This is a genomic window from Bradyrhizobium sp. T-12, assembly GCF_058314695.1.
The window spans coordinates 7,068,955-7,086,432 of record NZ_CM177756.1; the positions used below are offsets into that span (position 1 = coordinate 7,068,955).

The following is a 17,478-nucleotide window of genomic DNA, read 5'->3' on the forward strand; positions in this document are numbered from 1 at the left end:
ATGGCGACGACGGATGGAATCGAAGAGATCAAGCGGCAGGGCGGCACGGCCCTGGTCCCGCTGATGCCGACATTACGCTGGGTGCACAAGACGCCGATACTGCGCCCCGATCCGAGCTTCGTCACCCAGCTCATCGCCAATGCCGAGCAGCTGCCCCAGGCGAGCCGGCTGCGCCGCGGCTCTTTCGAAGACGTGCAGATGGCCTATGGCGGCAAACGCCCGCTGCAGAGCGTCAGCGCACGGACACGGCAGGTGGCTTGAGGCCGGTCAGCGCGGCGGCGTCTCGGAAGACGGCGGCGTGCCGTTACCCGGCTGAAGCTGCGGCGAGGGAATTTCCGGCGAAGACGCGCCCTGCACGGGCTTGGGCGCAGGATGATCCATCAGCACGGATTCCGCGACGGACTGCGCCGAGGGTGCGGGAGGCTCTCCCGGCACCGGCTGCGACGCAATCACCGGCTCGAACTTGCGCTCGGACGCCGCATCCTCCACCGGCGCCTCGGCCTGGCGCTTGGCCTTGCGCGGCGCCGGCACCGTGGTCTCGGCGACATAGGTGACGCGGCGGCGCGTGCGCTGGGCAATGCCGCCGAGGAAATCCGCCATCGCCAGCAGCACCAGCAGGAAATAGGTCGAGTTGCCGAATTTGGGCCACATCACGAATTCGGCCGCGGCCGCGCCGAAGATGATCAGCGACAGCAGATGGTCCATCAGGAATTTCGATCCGGGCCGCGCGCCCTTGACCACCTCGAGCAACAGCAGCACCACGCCGAGCGCGAGCATGAGATCGGCCAGCGTGACCGGCCAGGCCTCGCCCGTGATCATCGGCACCCGAAACAGCACGTCCGAGAAGGACACGCTGGGCATCAGGAAAGCGATGATGTTGTACACCGCGAGCGGGATCAGAAGCAGCGGGAAACCGACCATCGGCAAAATGCCTTCTCAAGCATGATATCCGGACAGAACAATGCAGCGGCGAAGCATTCGCTCCGCCGCCGTCACCGTCTATCTCATGGGTGGGCCGAAATCAGGCAGGCGAAATCCTCCTGCCCGGAGAAAGGTCCGGGGATCAGGACTCTTTCTTCTTCAGGACCTGCCGGCCCTTGTACATGCCGGTCTTGAGGTCGAGATGATGCGGACGACGGAGCTCGCCGGAGTCCTTGTCTTCCACATAGGTCGGCTTCTTGATGGCGTCTGCCGAGCGGCGCATGCCACGGCGCGACGGCGAGGTTTTTCTTCTCGGAACGGCCATTTCAATATCCTCTAGGGATTGGTGTCATCAGGGCATCGTCCGCCGGACGGCTCAGCACCCAAACGGGGCGAGCGAAATGCCGATCAAGGCCGGGCTTATAGAGGAAGGCCGGGCGTAAAGCTAGGCTTTTGGGCCGGAAAATACGCTCCGAATGGGCCCAAAATCAGCGATTTTCGCGCCAGCAGGTGGCAAGCGAGCTCGCCTGCCCCCGGGCCATATAGGTGGCCGCCAGCCGCCGGACACCCGGGCCGGGGGTTTTGGCGCTGCGTTTGACCGGATTCGGCAGGATCGAGGCCAGCAGGGCCGCCTCCCGGGGGGAAAGGTCCTCGGCCGACTTGCCGAAAGCATAGGCGCTGCCGGCCTCGACGCCGAACTGGCCCTTGGGGCCGAACTCGGCGATGTTGAGATAGATCTCCAGGATCCGCGGCTTGGGCAGGACGAGATCGATCCAGAGCGCCAGTGGGAATTCGAGCGCCTTGCGGACGAAATCCCGCCCCTGCCAGAGGAACAGATTTTTCGCGACCTGCTGGGTGATCGTCGATGCGCCCCGGAACGGCGTACCGTCCTCCTGGGCATCGTCGATCGCCTCGCGCAGCGCGCCCCAATCGATGCCGTGATGCCTGCAGAAATGGGCGTCCTCGGCTGCGATCACCGCTCGCGGCAGATAGGGCGACATCGCCGCCAGATCGATCCATTCCCGCTGCATCGGCGCGCCGCGGAGCGAGCGCCACGCCATCAGCGTCGAAACGGGATGGCCGATGCGGTAGAACGGCGCGATCACATAAGGCGCGAGAATGACGACCGCGAGCGCTACGAGCAGGATTTTGACGATGCGCAAATCGACCTTTCCGGCATGGAACGAGAAGCGGCCACGGATCACCCCATTAAGTCTGTGATAATTCGGGCCTTTTCCAGCACTTTTTAGGCCTTCCAAACGATTGACTGGGGCGGGCGCATAAAGGATTGTCCCGCCGAATTTTAGTTCTGGAGCCTTTCTTGATGACCGGCACGTCCCCGTCCGATTTCGCCAAACGTCTGGACAAGACCGCTGATGACACCGAAGCCCTGCTCGGGCGCCTGCTGTCGGACGACATCCTGCACGATGAGATCGCCCGGCCCAAGCGACTGATGGACGCAATGCGCTATTCGAGCCTCAACGGCGGCAAGCGCCTGCGGCCGTTCCTGGTGGTCGAGAGCGCGGCCGTATTCGGCGTATCGCGCGAGGCCGCCCTGCTCGTCGGCGCCGCGCTCGAATGCATCCACTGCTATTCGCTGATCCACGACGATCTGCCGGCGATGGACAATTCGGACCTGCGTCGCGGCCGTCCCACCCTGCACAAGCAGACCGATGACGCGACCGCGATCCTTGCCGGCGACGGCCTCCTGACGCTCGCCTTCGACATCGTCACCCGCGACGAGATCCATCGCGACGCCAATGTGCGCCTCCTGCTGACACGCGCGCTGGCGCGCTGCGCCGGCATCGGCGGCATGGTCGGCGGCCAGATCCTCGATCTCGCCGGCGAAGGCCGCTTCGGCGGCAACGAGCCGATCGATGTCGCCCGCATCCAGCAGATGAAGACCGGCGCGCTGCTGCGCTACGGCTGCATCGCCGGTGCGATTCTCGGCCAGGCCTCGCAGAAAGAGTATCAGGCACTCGACGATTACGGCCGCGCGCTCGGCGAGGCCTTCCAGATCGCCGACGATCTGCTCGACGTCGAAGGTGATGCCGCCGCGCTCGGCAAGCCGGCCGGCGCCGATGCCGCGCTCGGCAAGACCACGTTCGTCACCCAGCTCGGCATCGAAGGCGCCAAGCAGCGCGTGCGCGACCTGCTCGCCCGGGCCGACAGCGCCGTGTCGATCTTCGGCGACCGCGCCGCCGTGCTGCAGGCCGCCGCGCGCTTCGTCGCCGAGCGGAAGAACTGACGCGCTGCTATGGCGGGCAACGGCAAGGAAGATCCCGCCCTCGCCCGCTTCCGCAAGATGTCGCGACCGGTGCGGCTGATCTATGCGCGGCCGCGGACCTTCATCGCGGTTGCGGCCGGCATCCTGGTCGGCCTGCTGCTGCCGGGCTCGTACCGGTTGGTGACCCGCCTGTTGTTCGGCTGGGATGCGCTGATCGCGGTCTATCTCGTGCTGGTCTATGCGATGATGCTGTGCAACGACCACCAGCACATCCGCCGCTCCGCCGCGATGCAGGACGACGGCCGCTTCCTGATCCTGCTGGTGACGGCCACAGGCGCATTCGCCAGCATCGCCGCGATCGTCTCCGAGCTCGGCACGCCGCATCGCGGCGTGTGGGAGCTCACGATCGCGATTGCCACCATCGCGCTGTCATGGGCCGCCGTGCACACGACGTTCGCGCTGCATTACGCGCATGATTATTACCGCGGCGCCAAGCCCGGCGGCCTGCAATTCCCGAGCGGCGACAAGGAAGACCACGCCGACTATTGGGACTTCGTCTATTTCTCGTTCGTGATCGGCATGACCGCGCAGGTCTCCGACGTCGGCATCACCGACAAGACCATCCGCCGCACGGCCACCGCGCATGGGATCGTGTCATTCATCTACAACACGGCCCTGCTGGCCCTGACCGTGAATATCGCGGCGAGCGCGATTTCGAACTGATCGTCCCGGCGTTGCCGGGACGATCAGAATTGTCAGTTGCAGACCTCGGCATTGGCGTCATTGGAGGGGCCGCCACCGCCGCGATATTCGAGATGGCAGCCGCGGCTGACGGGACGGCAGCCGGTGCTGTTGCAGAACATCTGCCCGCCGCCCGAGGCACGGCTGGCGCCAGCGGCAGCGGCAATGCCGGCCGCAGCACCATAACCACCCGCGGCCCCGGCCGCCGCACCGCCGGCCTGACGACGCTGCCGCGCAGGACGCTCATCGCCGTCGTCGCGCTTGGCCGTCGCGGGTTTGGCCGGCTTGGCCGCACGCTGCTTTTCGCACTCATTGTCGTCGTTGACCGCATAGCCCTCGCGGCAGACGATCTTGCTGCACTTGTCGCCGTCGGCCTTGAAGCCATGCTCGCAAACCAGCGGACAGACGCGCGACGGCTTGGCCTTGACGGCGTCGAGCGCGTCGGTGCTCGCAACCTTCACGTCGAGCTTGGTGCCGGCGTAGCGGTTGAACTGCGACAGTGAGCGCTGCGAGGACGTACTCCAGTTGCCGTCGGCTGCGCCCGAGAAGCAGCCGACGCGGCCGAGCTCGGTCTGCACCGAGCGGCTGAGATCGGCCGGCGCAGTCGCCGGCGTCAGCGACGCGACGTTGGTGCCGGCGGGGCTCGCCGTGCTGGCCGGCGCCGCGCTCGGGGCCGCAGCGGCGAGATTGACGCGCTGCTGCTCGGCGGCAGCAGCCTGCTGCTGTGCCTGCTCCTTCGTCTTCTGCGCGGCAAGCTGCGCCTGCTCGGCGGCCTTGGCATCGGCTGCGGCTCTGGCCTGCGCATCCTTCTGGGCGCCGAGGGCGGCGAGACGATCCCGCTCGGCCTCGGCCTGCTTCGCCTTTGCGATCGCCGCTGCGTGGGCCTGCTCGGCGCCGATCTTTTCGACCTGGAGCTTGGCGAGGTTCGCATAGAAACCATCGGGGTGCTGGGCGAGGAAGGCGTCCCATGCCGCCTTGTTGCCGACCTGGAGCGCGAGCTCATAGTCGCGGCGGATATCGGCCTGCGGGTTCGCCACGGGCGCCACGGGTGCGGCCGCCGCGACCTTGACCGGAACCAGCGGCACGTCGTCGCCGCCGAGCGAGCCGTAGACGAACGGCTCCTGCTTGTTACCGGTCGACTTGAGCACCTCGTCGCGCACGAAGCCGAAGGCGCGGCGAACGTCGAGGCCCGGCGTCGTCAGATATTTCGACAGTGCAACCGTGAAGGGGCTGTTGGCACCGTCACCGTCCTGGGCGGTGAAGCCGGCTTTCGCCGAATAGGCGATCAGCGTGTTGGGGCTGGTCGGCTCGACCTGGGCGAGGCCACGGCCGATGCCGCGCGAGGCCACCGTACGTTTCATCGTCTTGCCGAACGGATTGTCGCGGCAGGCATCCAGGATCACCAGACGAAGCTGTTTTGCCGGTTCGACGGCAACCAGCACGCGATCGAGCGAGAGCGCCTCGTCATAGACGTCGGTGTCGCGCTCGAGCTTGGCGTCGACAGGGATCAGGTAATTGGAACCCTCGACCTCGATACCGTGACCGGCATAGTAAACCACGGCAATGTCGGCATTGCGGGTCGCGTCGGCGAAATCGCGCAGCACGCGCCGCGTCTCCTGGGCCGACAGATCGTGTCGGTAATCGACGGTGTCGAAACCGGCCTCTTTCAGCGTCTTGGCCATCACCGCACCGTCGTTGACGGGGTTGGTGAGCGACGGCGCGTGCCGATAAGCCGAGTTGGCAAGCACCAGCGCGACGCGGTTGCCCGCGAACGCGGGCTCTGCGCCGAACAGCAGCGCTGCGGCGAGGAGAAGCGGGCAGAGTCTGAGCAGATTGCGCATGACACAACTTCCGAAGTTCGGGACGTTTCGAGCCCCTTTGGGACCGCTTTAGCAGGATCTGGCGGCGGCGCTTGTGATGGAGGTCACGAAGACAGCACCGGCGACAGCCCGAAAGTCCCCCTCTGTTTGTCGCGCCAGTCCGGTCGCGGTTCGCGGCCAAGCCGGCGTGCGGACCAAATTCCCCTAGCCATCGCCGATATGCCCCCGATATTGCGGCAGATTGTCCGTAATGTCGTGCCAGGACGCCTTCGAGGCCACGAAAATATGGGCGCTCGGCCGGATCGAGGGGGTATCGACCAGGGTTCCCATGGCGACATGGACCCATTGTCCATCTCGCACCCGGGAATAAAGCAGCGATCCGCATCGCGCACAATGCGCGTCGTGGGTGGTGTCGTCGCCGAAAATCAGCCGTTGGTCGTCGCCCCGGACGATGCGGAGCTTGTCCTGCGCGATGCCGGCGAACGGCTTGAAGGCGGAGCCGGTGGTGCGACGGCAATTCGAACAATGGCAGTTCATCGCATAGGAGAATGCGTCGGCGACCTCGAAGCGCACGGTGCGGCAGCAGCATTCGCCGATCAGGATACGAGCGTTCGAATTTTCTGATCCGGTCATGGCGACGCCTCACGCAAATGGCTGACACACCCATAGCGCATTTTGATGTCTACGACTAAGTTCGCCGCAAGCCATCATGCAAAAGGATGACCCATGAACCAGAACCGCTCGAGCGTCGAAGCCGTCGTGCAATGCTATTTTGACGGCCTTTACGAGGGCGACGCCGAAAAGCTCGGCGCCATCTTCCATCCCTCGGCGGATTTGCGCTGGGTCGAGAAGGGTGAGCTGCAGGTGCTGACCGTGCCCGACTGGCTCGACCGTGTGCGCAAGCGCCCCTCCGGCAAGGCCGAAGGCAAGCCGCGCGAGGACTTCATCGTCACCATCGACCGTTCCGACGAGAAGACCGCCTTCATCAAGGTCCGGTGCCAATTGCCGCCGCGCTTCTTCACCGACTATCTGGTGGCGATGAAGCTCGCCGACGGCTGGCAGATCGTATCGAAATCGTATCGCTATGATTTGAGGGAGTGACGGGGCCTGATCGTCCGCTGCCCAATATCTGCCGCGCTCACCCTCCAATCTCCGCGACGCGTAAGTCTCTCGCCCCGTCATTGCGAGGAGCTCTTGCGACGAAGCAATCCGGAATCCCTCCACGGACAGACTCTGGATTGCTTCGCTGCGCTCGCTATGACGGCGCGGATGAAGCGTGCGCTATTTCTTCCGTCTCCTCTTCCCTGAAAGCCCCCCATGCATCTCGACCGCCGTTCCCTGCTCGCCTCGCTCGTCTGGATGGCCGCATCGCCCGCATTCGCAGCCGAGGCGCCGCCCGAGCTCGAATCCTATGAGCGCGAGAGCGGCGGGCGGATCGGGGTCCATGCCGAGAACCTTGCAACCGGCAGGAAGCTCGCCTGGCGCGCTGATGAGCGCTTCGTGATGTGCTCGACGTTCAAGGCCTCGCTCGCGGCCTGCGTGCTGGCACGGGTCGATCGCGGTGAGGAGCAGCTGGCGGCCATGATACCCTACGGCAAGGCCGATCTGCTGGACTATGCACCGGTCGCCAAGCAAAATCTCGCGGCCGGCACGATGTCCGTGACCGAGATGTGCAAGGCGATCGTCGAGCTCAGCGACAATACCTGCGCCAATCTGCTGCTGGCACGGATCGGGGGGCCGGCTGCCCTCACGGCATTCTGGCGTTCGATCGGCGATAGCACCTCGCGGCTCGATCATAATGAGCCCGAGCTCAACCGCTCACCGCCGGGCAATCCCCAGGACACCACGACGCCGGCAGCGATGGCGGGCAATTTGCGGCGCCTGGTGGTGGGTGAAGCCCTGTCGCCGGCCTCGCGCGCCCTGCTTACGGATTGGATGGTGAACTGCAAGACCGGCGCGAACCGGCTGCGCGGCGGCCTGCCCGCAAGCTGGACCATCGGCGACAAGACCGGCAACAACGGCAAGGATGCATCGGGTGATATCGCGGTCGTCTGGCCCAAACCCGACACGCCGATCCTGATCACGGCCTATACCCAGGGTGGCACGCCGAATGCGGCGCAGATCGAAGCCGTGTTCGCGCGGATCGGGCGCATGGTGGCCGAGCGGCTGGCGTAAGCCGCGCATTGACGCAGCAGTCGCTTCCGGGTCAAGACAGGCCACTATGGAAGCGAAATTTCAGACCTTTCTCATCCTGCTCGCCGTGCTGGCGGGCACCGCACTCGCCGCGCGCCGCTTCAACATCGCGCCCGCGATCCTGCTGATGCTGGCCGGCGTCGGCCTCGCTTTCGTTCCGGGCATGCCCTCGGTGGAATTGCCGCCGGAGCTGGTGCTGCTGATGGTGCTGCCGCCGCTGATCTACTCGGCGAGCGTCGCCATGAGCTGGCGCGAGTTCAGGAAGAATTTGCGTCCGATCGTACTGCTCGCGGTCGGCGCGGTGATCTTCACCGCGGCGATGGTGGCGGCCGCGACCCACTACGTGATCGGCCTGCCCTGGACCATCGGCTTCCTGCTGGGCGCCATCGTCGCGCCGCCCGACGTGGTGGCGCCGCTCGCGATCGCGCGCCGGCTCAACTTGCCGCGGCGGCTCGTGGTCATCCTCGAAGGCGAAGGGCTCGCCAACGATGCCACGGCGCTGATCCTCTACCGCTTCGCGCTGGCCGCGATCATGGTCGGGCATTTCTCGCTGCCGCTGGCGGCCGGAGAATTCCTCCTCATCGTCGCCAGCGAGATCGCCTTCGGCATCGGCGTCGGTTGGCTCTCCCTCCGCTTCCGCAAATGGTCCGGAGATCCGCAGGTCGAGCTGACGCTGTCGCTGATCACGCCCTACGTCTCCTATTGGCTGCCCGAGCATGTCGGCGGCTCCGGCGTGATCGCGACGGTCGCCTGCGGTCTCTATGTCAGCTGGAACGGCCCGCTGCTGATCTCGTCGGCGACGCGCCTGCAAGGCATCTTCTTCTGGGATCTCGTGATCTACCTGATCGAGGGCGTGCTGTTCCTGCTCACCGGCTTTCAGATGCGCGCGCTCTACGAGAAATCGAAGGCGTTCCCGCTCGACGACATCCTGATCGCGACCGCCGTGGTGCTGGTGATCGTCGTGACGGCGCGCTTCGCCTGGCTCTATCCTGCAACCTATCTGCCGCGAATGCTCAGCAAGTCGCTGCGCGAGCGCGATCCGTCGCCGCCATGGCAGTGGCCTTTCGTGCTCGCCTTCACCGGCGTGCGCGGCGCGGTGTCGCTCGCGGCCGCGCTGGCGCTGCCGTTCACGCTGCCTGGCGGCGAAGCCTTCCCGTATCGCGACCTGATCCTGTTCGTGGCCTTCGGCGTCATCTTCGTCACGCTGATCGGCGTCGGCCTCACCTTGCCGCCGGTGGTGCGCTGGCTCGGTGTCGCGCAGGCCGGCCGCGACGAGCATGTCGCCGAGCACGAGGCCGAGATCGCGGCACGGCGCCAGGCGCTCGACGCCGCGCTGAAGTCGCTTGACGCAATGACCGAGGCGAAGGACGTCTCGGACGAGGTCATGCGGCTTCTGCGTGCACGTCACGAGATTCGCGCCAACCAACTGCCGGAGTCGCTCGATCCCACCCGCCATGACGTTTCCGCCGCCGGCACCGCGCTGACCCGCGACCTGATCGCCGCCGAGCGCAAATTCATTCACAACCTGCTGCGCGACGGCCAGATCACCGACGAGACACGGCGACGGATCGAGCGCGACCTGGATCTGGAGGAGGCGGGCCTGGCGAACCGGGAGTATCGGGACGTGCCGCTTTAGCGTCGTGAGCTACCGCCTCTCGCAGAACTCCCTCATCGCAGCCGCAACGGCGCCCGCGACCACCTCATGCCGCTCCGCCGAGTTCATCGCCATCTCCTCGTCGCGGTTGATGATGGAGCCGGCTTCGAGCAGCACCGCGGCGCTGCTGGTCCGTGAGAGAACGACGAGCCCGTCATAGCGGTAGACGCCGACATCCTTGTCGAGCAGCTGGCGCCGGTAACGGCCCATCAGCGGCAAGGTATATTGGCTGGCATAATGCAGGCCCTGTTCCTTCAACTGCCTGCCGATCATCCGGGCCAGTTTCAGGCTGGTGGCGAAATGCGAATTCTGCTGCGACACGAACAGCGAGTGGCCCGAAAAGCGATCGCTGAAATAGCTCTTCGCGCCGTCGAATTCCCAGGTCTCGAGCAATTTGTCCGGGACCGAATCGTGATGGATCGACAGGAAGAGATCGGCCCGGCCGTCATTTGCGGCACTGACCCGCTTGAACAGGCTCGGCCGCGCCTTGCCGTCGGTGACGAGCAGGCGGGTTGCCGCAAAACCCTCAGCCTTCAGCTTCGCCGTGACGAGGCGCGCGAGAACGAGGTTGAAGCCGAACTCCGGATCGTTGCGCGCGCTGAGTGCGCCGTAGGAGTCCGGGGTGTGCCCGACATCGACGACGATCCGGAACTTCGGCATCTCGCATTTGGCCGATGATTGCGGCTGCTTCAGCGTGGCCTTGGCGGCCTTTCGCGCGGCCGCGGCCTCGCTGCGGCCAACAGGCGCAAGCCATGACAACAGGATCGCGGCGACCAGTCCGGCGATGATGCTGCGCGATTGCCCCACGCGTTACTCCGCCGCTGCGGTCCTGGGTCGGCCGACGAAGCCCGCGACATCGCCAAAACGTTCCAGCATCACGGCGGGCAGATCCTTGGACTTGCTGGTGACGCAGGCCCCGGAGCGCACCGCATAGCGATCCTGATGCGCGGCCTGCGGCGGCGGCTCACCCTTCTGGAGCGCGCGGGCCAGATCCATCACGACTTTGCGGAAATGCATGATGCCGAGATCGGTCGGTCCGAGATGCTCGCGGGTGCGGTCGGCGATCGGGCCCTGGCTGTCCTGCACGGCGGCATCCTGCTCGGAGACGCCCTTGATGCCGGTGTAGCTGCGGGTCTTCTGCAGCTTGCGGTCGATCAGGTAGTCGTTACCCTTGTGGCGCAGCGGCACGTAATTGTCGTCGACCTCCGCGATGACGCCGTTGCCGTGGTCATAGGCGTCGCGCTCGGCTTGCGAGAGCGGTCGTTCCGGATTCCACACATAGGTGTAGATCCAGCAATTGGTATCGGTGACGGGCACGAAGGTCTGGCCAAAAATATTCTCGCCCGGCATCGCGCTCGGGGCATAGGCATGGAACGGCATCAGGAACTGCGCGATGCGCCAGTAGATGTTGTCGCCACCGGTGAGCCGGCCGCCGGCGATCGTCAGCCCGGCCTCGTGCGGAGCGACCTTGATGACGGGGCGCGGGTCCTCCGCGATCCAGCGCATGTGATCGCTCGACATTCGCGCGATGGGATTCACAAAATGCTTCTTGATGTCCAGGATCTCGTTCTCCTGCTTGTCGAAGGAGAGATGGGCGAAGGTGAAATGCGCGGTGTCGATCGAACCCTCCAGCGCCTGCACCCAGTTGCAGTCCTGCCATTTCTTGCTGACGTAGCGGTGTGATTCCGGCAACAGCGCCATTTCGAGATCAGGCAGCTCAGGCATGGCTTCGAGCGGCCCCATATAGGCCCAGATCATCTCGCCCCATTCGCGCACCGGGTAGGACTTGATGCGGATCAGGTCCTTGGCATTGAGATCGGGATAGGAGGTCGGCATGTCCACACAGCGCCCGTCGGTGTCGAACTTCCAGCCATGATAGACGCAGCGGATGCCGCACTCCTCATTGCGCCCCAGCCAGAGATTGGCGCCGCGATGCGGGCAGTATTGGTCGATGATTCCGACGACGCCGCGCGTATCGCGGAAGGCGAGCAGCTCCTCGCCGAGCACGACGATCTTCTTCGGATCGCCGTCGGGCTCGGAAAGTTCTTCCGAGAGCAGGACGGGAATCCAGAAGCGGCGCAGCAATTCCCCCATGCCGGTTCCGGGGCCGGCCTCGGTCAGGAATTTATTGTCCTCTGCGCGAAGCATGAAGAAGCCTCCCGATGTGTTTTTTGGGAAGATTGGCGCGGGAGCAGGAGGACGTCAACGCAAGAACGAAGCACTTGTCCCCCGACGCGGCGCGGCGTGAAATGAGGCTGAAGCAGCGCTGCGCTGCGTGGGGCACAAGCAGCCCTAGACCGGCCGCTCGCCCTTCACCGTCACGCGCGTGCCGGAGCGCGTGTGCGGCCAGTAGTCCCACATCGCGCGATGCTGGGTGCAGCGGTTGTCCCAGAACGCGATCGCGTTCTCGGTCCAGCGGAAGCGGCACTGGAACAGCGGGTTCTCGGCGTGCTGGTAGAGATAAGCCAGCATCGCATCGCTCTCATCGCGCGGGATGCCGTTGATGTGGCGGGTGAAGCCGCGGTTGACGTAGAGCGCCTTCTTGCCCGTGACCGGATGGGTTCGCACCACGGGATGCTCGGCTTGCGGATAGGAGGGACGATCGGCAACGCCATAATTCGCATAGAGCCCACGGTAGATCGGCTCGCCGTCGTGCAGCGCGGTGAGGCCGTCGAGATAGGCCTTCATGCGGTCCGACAAGGCTTCGTAAGCCGCATACATGTTGGCGAACAGCGTGTCGCCGCCGCGCGGCGGGCATTGCTTGATGTAGAGGATCGAGCCCATCGGCGGCTCGAGATCGCAGGACACGTCGGAATGCCAGCCCTCGCCATTGGCGCGCGGCGAGTTCTTGTCGGCGTAGATCTTCATCAGGGCGGGGTCTTCGTCCTCATGCGGCGCTGCGGGGTGAAAATGCAGCTCGCCGAATTTGCGGCCGAAGGCGAGGTGCTGCTGCGGCGTGATGTGCTGGTCGCGGAAGAAGATGACGAGGTTTTCGGCAAGCGCGCGGTGGATCTCGTCCATCTGCCGGTTGGAGCGCGCGTCGCCATCAACCAGCGAGCCGATGTCGATCCCGGAGATCTCCGCGCCGATGATGGGCGTGAGCTTTTCGACCGCGATGGTCTCGTAAGGCGCGCCGTCCTCGGCCGTGTGGCGATAGCGCGGACCCTGCTTGCCGGCGAGTGAGCTCATGGCGTGTCTCCCGATCATTGTTGATTGGGAGCCATGGTAGCAACGTAGCGCGGGTTCGCGAAGCGTAACCCGCCACTTCGCGTCCGCAAAAAAAATAAGGCGGGTTACGCTGCGCGAACCCGCCCTACGATCCAATGTTGAGGAGGCGCCTACTCCGCCGCGGTCACCGGCACCTTGGCGCCCTGGCCGTAGCGCTGGTCGATATAGTCGATCACCAGCGCCTTGAAGTCGGCGGAGATGGTGGGGCCGCGCAGCGTGCGGAACTTCTTGCCGTCGACGAACACGGGCGCGGCCGGGGCTTCGCCGGTGCCCGGCAGGGAGATGCCGATATTGGCGTGCTTGGATTCGCCGGGGCCGTTGACGATGCAGCCCATCACCGCGACGTTGAGCTCTTCCACGCCGGGATATTTCGTCTTCCACGCCGGCATCTCGTCGCGGATGAAATCCTGGATCGAGCGGGCCAGCTCCTGGAACGTGGTCGAGGTGGTGCGGCCGCAGCCGGGGCATGCCGCGACCAGCGGCACGAAGGTGCGGAAGCCCATGGTCTGCAAGAGCTCCTGGCCGACCTGCACTTCACGGGTGCGGTCGCCGCCGGGCTCCGGCGTCAGCGAGATGCGGATGGTGTCGCCGATGCCCTGCTGCAAGAGGATGCCGAGCGCGGCCGAGGACGCCACGATGCCCTTCGAGCCCATGCCGGCTTCGGTGAGGCCGAGATGGATGGCGTAATCGGAACGGCTGGCGAGGTCCTGATAGACCGCGATCAGATCCTGCACCGCCGAGACCTTTGCGGAGAGGATGATGCGGTTCTTGGGCATGCCGAGCTCTTCGGCGCGCGCGGCCGAGAGCAGCGCGGACTGCACCATGGCCTCGCGCGTCACCGCGCGCACGTCGCGCGGATTGGCGGAGGCGGCATTCTCGTCCATCAGCTTGGTCAGGAGCTCCTGGTCGAGCGAGCCCCAATTGGCGCCGATGCGGACCGGCTTGCCGTTCTTGTTCGCGATCTCGATGATGTCGGCGAACTGGGTGTCGCGCTTGTCCTTGAAGCCGACATTGCCGGGATTGATGCGGTACTTGGCGAGCGCCTCGGCGCAGGCCGGATAGGCCGCGAGCAGCTTGTGGCCGATATAGTGGAAGTCGCCGATCAGCGGCGTCGTGATCCCGCGCTTGGCGAGGCCGTCGCGAATGTGCGGAACGGCGGCCGCAGCTTCCTCGCGGTCCACGGTGATGCGGACCATTTCGGAGCCGGCGCGCGCGAGCGCTGCGACCTGGGCAATGGTACCGTCGATGTCGGCGGTGTCGGTGTTGGTCATCGACTGCACGACGATCGGCGCACCGCCGCCGACGGCGACGTCGCCGACCTTGACCTGGGTGGTACGATGGCGCGGTGCGGGTCCCGCGAGATCGGAATCGATGGTGGTTTCGGGCTTGTTCATGGGGTCCAAATATCAGGTTTTGGTGACGTTCAGCAATGCATCAGCTGGCGCCGCAGCCGTTTGGCTCGGACGGTTAACCAGAAAAAGCCCAGCAATTACAAGGACAGCAGCCGCCCCGAACGCCAAGCTTAGGGTGTCGTGCATGATGAAATAGCTACCCACCACGCCAAACAAAGGGGTGATGAAGGTAAAAGCCGACAATTTGCTGGCCGAATAGGCCTTCACCAGAGCGAACCAAAGCGTGAACGTGGTTCCAACCACCCAGATCGCCTGGAACGCCATCAGGCCGAGCGAGAGCGGCGCCGGGGTGTGGGTGATGGTCTCGCCGAACAGCCAGGCCGCCAGCCCCAGGATGGGGATCGAGGTGGCGACCTGATAGCCCAGCGCCTTCTCCGGCGCAGCGAACCGCAACCGCGTGCCCTTGGCCACCAGCGTCGTCGCCGCCCACAGCGCGGCACCACCGACGATCATGAGGTCGCCCAGCAGCACATGTGAATCGACATTGGGCTGCGGCACGCCGATTGCGAGCGCGACGCCGGCAAAGCTGATGGCAAGGCCCAGCCATTGCGAGGCGCCGAGCCGCTCGCCGAGCACCTGATAGGAGCCGAGCGCGACGAAGAACGGCGCGGTGTAGAGGAACACCACCGCGCGCGAGGCCGAGGTGAGGCGCAGGCCCTGGAAGATCAGCACGAATTCGATGCCGAACATCAGCCCGGCGACCAGGCCCGGCTTCCACGTGCGGTCGTTCTCGAAGAATTTGACGCCGCGAAGCGTGCCGATGATGAACAGCACCGGCAGCGCGCCCGCCGAGCGGATCGTGGCCTGGAGCATCGGCGGGATGTCCGGCAGCACCAGCTTCACCGCGATCTGGTTGAACCCCCAGGTCAGGCACAGCATGAGCATCAGGGCAATGGCGCCGGCACTGAGGGGGCGTGCAGCGGATAGGTTGGCTTGGGTTGCGGACATGTCTTCCTGGAAATCCGGCTTTGCGCCGTTGTTGCTTCAAGCAGCTTTCTGACAATGGGTGCAGACGCCCGTGATCTCCACCACGGACAATTTGGGAGCAAAGCCCGAGCTGCGCGCCGCGGCATTGAGATCGCCGGCGAAGGACGCCGAGGGAATCTCGCCGACCAGGCCGCAGCGCTCGCAGATCAGGAACGCCACCGCCGAGGTCGCGTCATGGTCGTGCGCGGCGCAGGCGAGGTAGGCGTTGCGGCTTTCGATGCGGTGCACGAGGCCGTTGGCCATCAGGAAATCGAGCGCCCGGTAGACCGTGATCGGCGCCGGCCGCGGCATCGACTTGGCCAATTCGTCGATCACCTCATAGGCGCCGAGCGGACGGTGGCTGGAGAGCAAGGCGCCCAGCACCTGGCGCCGGATCGGCGTGAATTTCTGCGCGCGCTGCTCGCAGACCTCCTCGGCATGCGCCAGCGCATCCGCGGTGCAGCGGCCGTGATCGTGGTCTGGCGCGGGAAAGGCCGTCTTCGCGGGGGTCATGCGACACAGCTTCTAGCATTTCGCCGATGGAACCCAAAGCGCGACGGGCGCGGCGGCTGTCAGCCATGCTCTCATGGCGGGACAGCCACCCGGTAAGCCACCGTGCAACAATCATAAGCTTGCTTATTATATTCCAAGCTTATTGGAGACCAAGCTCATGAGCCGCGGGTCCGTGGACCAGAATTTCCTGTTTACGCTAGGTGAGCTCTACCGCCTGTTGCGCGTCTATGCCGACAAGGAAGCCTCGCGCTTCGGCATCACGCGCGCGCAATGGGCCGTGCTGGCCAAGGTCGAGCGCAGCGAAGGCATGAAGCAGTCGGAGCTCGCCGAGCTGCTCGAGATGCAGCCGATCACGCTGACCCGCCTGATCGACAAGCTCTGCGACAATGACTGGATCGAGCGGCGCAACGATGCCTCGGACCGGCGCGTCAAGCGCCTGCACCTCAAGAAGGCCGGCCGGCAGCTGCTCGGCCGGATGAGCGGCCTGAAGTCGGAGCTCACCGCGAACGCGCTCGACGGCATCAGCCCGGCCGACGCCCACCGTCTCCTGACCCAGCTCGAAACCATCAAGGAAAACGTGCGCAACGCGATCCAGACGTCGGGCGCGGAGCAAGCACGTAAGGAGCAGCGCTATGGCTGACCAGGTCCTCAAATTCCAGCCCGAACAGAAGACCGACAGCGGCAAGCCGACCAAGAAGGCCGGCACCGATCCGCGCCGCCGCCTGGTCGCAGGCCTGCGCCGCTATCGCCGCTTCCTGCTGCTGGTCGTGCTGCCTGTAGCCGCCGCCATCGGCGGCCTCACCTTCTACCTGCATGGCGGCCGCTATGTCGGCACCGATGACGCCTATGTCGGCGCCCAGAAGGTGCTGGTGACGCCCGATATCTCCGGCAAGATCCTGAAGGTGGTCGTGAAGGAAGGCCAGTCGGTCAAGCACGGCGACGAGCTGTTCGAGATCGACCCCGTTCCGTTTCGCCACGCGGTGGACGAAGCCAAGGCGCAGCTCGCCCAAGCGCGCACGACCTATGACAACCTCGTCGCCAACATCAAGATCTATGGCGACATGCTGGATCTCGCCCAGCAGGGCATGGATCTGAAGAAGCGCGATGTCGAGCGCAAGCAGGCGCTGGTGAAGAACAATTACGGCTCGCAGCTCGATCTCGACAACGCCTCGAATGCGCTGGTGACCGCCGGCGCGCAGGCGCAATACATCAAGCAGCAACTCTCCAACGCCAAGACGCAGCTGCTCGGCGACGCGGAATTGCCGCTGGAGCAATTCCCGCCCTACGCTCAGGCGAAAGCCAAGCTGGACGATGCCCAGCGCAATCTCGACCACACCGTGCTGCGCGCGCCGATGGACGGCGTGGCGACGCAGGTCGAGCAGATTCAGCTCGGCCGTTTCGTCACCGCGGGCACGCCCGTCTTCTCGATCATCGACGTCGCCCATCCCTGGGTCGACGCCAATCCGAAGGAGAGCGACCTCACGCACGTCACCGAGGGACAGCCCGTCACGCTCGAGGTCGACGCGTTCCCGAACCATGTCTTCAAGGGCAAGATCGGCTCGCTCTCGCCCGGCACCGGCGCGCAATTCGCGATCCTGCCGCCGCAGAACGCCACCGGCAATTTCGTCAAGGTCGTCCAGCGCGTGCCGATCCGCATCTATTTCGACGAGACCGACAAATACGTGCGGAAGCTGAAGGCCGGCATGAGCGTGTACGCCACCATCGACACCGGCCATCAGCGCTCGCTCGCGGGCCTGCTCGGCCTGTCGGCGACCGCGAGCCAAGATCAAGATAAAGACTGAC

At 65.3% G+C, this 17,478-nt stretch carries 19 protein-coding genes; 8 read left to right on the forward strand and 11 right to left on the reverse strand.

All coding sequences use genetic code 11. The features are described 5' to 3' along the window. The gene (locus tag AC0WRY_RS33710; protein ID WP_194408493.1) at positions 1-261 is read left to right on the forward strand and encodes a hypothetical protein; all 261 of its coding nucleotides are present in this window, start codon (positions 1-3) and stop codon (positions 259-261) included. A 6-nt stretch (positions 262-267) separates the two neighbouring features. Here the strand turns inward: AC0WRY_RS33710 and AC0WRY_RS33715 are convergent, their stop codons facing one another. The 3 genes from AC0WRY_RS33715 to mtgA all read right to left on the reverse strand — a co-directional run bounded on the left by AC0WRY_RS33715 (position 268) and on the right by mtgA (position 2,084). Then, complete coding sequence (locus AC0WRY_RS33715) at positions 268-921, reverse strand: hypothetical protein (RefSeq protein ID WP_194405013.1); 654 nt, start codon at positions 919-921, stop codon at positions 268-270. Positions 922-1,063: 142 nt separating this feature from the next. Beyond that, positions 1,064-1,246 (reverse strand): 50S ribosomal protein L32, encoded by a 183-nt coding sequence (gene rpmF / locus AC0WRY_RS33720; protein WP_007598106.1) that lies wholly within the window; start codon positions 1,244-1,246, stop codon positions 1,064-1,066. Between the two features lie 163 nt (positions 1,247-1,409). Beyond that, the gene (gene mtgA, locus AC0WRY_RS33725) at positions 1,410-2,084 is read right to left on the reverse strand and encodes a monofunctional biosynthetic peptidoglycan transglycosylase (protein WP_194408494.1); all 675 of its coding nucleotides are present in this window, start codon (positions 2,082-2,084) and stop codon (positions 1,410-1,412) included. A 161-nt stretch (positions 2,085-2,245) separates the two neighbouring features. Here mtgA and AC0WRY_RS33730 point away from each other — a divergent pair, with 161 nt between their 5' ends. Both AC0WRY_RS33730 and AC0WRY_RS33735 read left to right on the forward strand, forming a co-directional pair. Beyond that, complete coding sequence (locus AC0WRY_RS33730) at positions 2,246-3,169, forward strand: polyprenyl synthetase family protein (RefSeq protein ID WP_194405014.1); 924 nt, start codon at positions 2,246-2,248, stop codon at positions 3,167-3,169. A gap of 9 nt (positions 3,170-3,178) precedes the next feature. Next, positions 3,179-3,871 (forward strand): DUF1345 domain-containing protein, encoded by a 693-nt coding sequence (locus tag AC0WRY_RS33735; RefSeq protein WP_194405015.1) that lies wholly within the window; start codon positions 3,179-3,181, stop codon positions 3,869-3,871. A gap of 32 nt (positions 3,872-3,903) precedes the next feature. Here AC0WRY_RS33735 and AC0WRY_RS33740 read toward each other — a convergent pair whose 3' ends face one another. After that, positions 3,904-5,730, reverse strand: a complete 1,827-nt coding sequence (locus tag AC0WRY_RS33740; RefSeq protein ID WP_194405016.1) for a caspase family protein — start codon at positions 5,728-5,730, stop codon at positions 3,904-3,906. A gap of 183 nt (positions 5,731-5,913) precedes the next feature. Further along, positions 5,914-6,342, reverse strand: a complete 429-nt coding sequence (locus AC0WRY_RS33745) for a GFA family protein (RefSeq protein WP_194405017.1) — start codon at positions 6,340-6,342, stop codon at positions 5,914-5,916. 93 nt (positions 6,343-6,435) lie between these two features. On the opposite strand from AC0WRY_RS33745, the gene AC0WRY_RS33750 reads away from it, so the two are divergent. From AC0WRY_RS33750 to AC0WRY_RS33760, 3 genes are all read left to right on the forward strand, one after another. Beyond that, a complete protein-coding gene (locus AC0WRY_RS33750) occupies positions 6,436-6,810 on the forward strand; it encodes a nuclear transport factor 2 family protein (protein WP_194405018.1) in 375 nt (124 codons plus the stop codon). A 216-nt stretch (positions 6,811-7,026) separates the two neighbouring features. Further along, positions 7,027-7,884 (forward strand): class A beta-lactamase, encoded by an 858-nt coding sequence (gene bla / locus AC0WRY_RS33755; RefSeq protein WP_194405019.1) that lies wholly within the window; start codon positions 7,027-7,029, stop codon positions 7,882-7,884. 46 nt (positions 7,885-7,930) lie between these two features. Then, the gene (locus tag AC0WRY_RS33760; protein WP_194405020.1) at positions 7,931-9,538 is read left to right on the forward strand and encodes a Na+/H+ antiporter; all 1,608 of its coding nucleotides are present in this window, start codon (positions 7,931-7,933) and stop codon (positions 9,536-9,538) included. A 9-nt stretch (positions 9,539-9,547) separates the two neighbouring features. On the opposite strand, the gene AC0WRY_RS33765 is transcribed toward AC0WRY_RS33760, so the two are convergent. From AC0WRY_RS33765 to AC0WRY_RS33790, 6 genes are all read right to left on the reverse strand, one after another. After that, positions 9,548-10,363, reverse strand: coding sequence for an N-acetylmuramoyl-L-alanine amidase (locus AC0WRY_RS33765; RefSeq protein ID WP_194405021.1), 816 nt, complete (start codon positions 10,361-10,363; stop codon positions 9,548-9,550). 3 nt (positions 10,364-10,366) lie between these two features. Next, a complete protein-coding gene (locus tag AC0WRY_RS33770; protein ID WP_491122485.1) occupies positions 10,367-11,704 on the reverse strand; it encodes a Rieske 2Fe-2S domain-containing protein in 1,338 nt (445 codons plus the stop codon). A gap of 144 nt (positions 11,705-11,848) precedes the next feature. Then, positions 11,849-12,745, reverse strand: coding sequence for a TauD/TfdA dioxygenase family protein (locus AC0WRY_RS33775; protein WP_194405023.1), 897 nt, complete (start codon positions 12,743-12,745; stop codon positions 11,849-11,851). Between the two features lie 149 nt (positions 12,746-12,894). After that, positions 12,895-14,178, reverse strand: coding sequence for a flavodoxin-dependent (E)-4-hydroxy-3-methylbut-2-enyl-diphosphate synthase (gene ispG / locus AC0WRY_RS33780; protein ID WP_194405024.1), 1,284 nt, complete (start codon positions 14,176-14,178; stop codon positions 12,895-12,897). Between the two features lie 12 nt (positions 14,179-14,190). Further along, the gene (locus AC0WRY_RS33785; protein ID WP_194405025.1) at positions 14,191-15,144 is read right to left on the reverse strand and encodes a DMT family transporter; all 954 of its coding nucleotides are present in this window, start codon (positions 15,142-15,144) and stop codon (positions 14,191-14,193) included. Positions 15,145-15,180: 36 nt separating this feature from the next. Further along, a complete protein-coding gene (locus AC0WRY_RS33790) occupies positions 15,181-15,675 on the reverse strand; it encodes a Fur family transcriptional regulator (protein ID WP_194405026.1) in 495 nt (164 codons plus the stop codon). Between the two features lie 157 nt (positions 15,676-15,832). Between AC0WRY_RS33790 and AC0WRY_RS33795 the strand changes: the two genes are divergently transcribed. Together AC0WRY_RS33795 and AC0WRY_RS33800 are read left to right on the forward strand one after the other, a co-directional pair. Continuing rightward, a complete protein-coding gene (locus AC0WRY_RS33795; protein ID WP_194405027.1) occupies positions 15,833-16,315 on the forward strand; it encodes a MarR family winged helix-turn-helix transcriptional regulator in 483 nt (160 codons plus the stop codon). Next, a complete protein-coding gene (locus AC0WRY_RS33800; protein WP_194405028.1) occupies positions 16,308-17,477 on the forward strand; it encodes an HlyD family secretion protein in 1,170 nt (389 codons plus the stop codon). Before AC0WRY_RS33795 ends, AC0WRY_RS33800 begins: the two co-directional genes overlap by 8 nt. Position 17,478 lies beyond the last annotated feature (1 nt).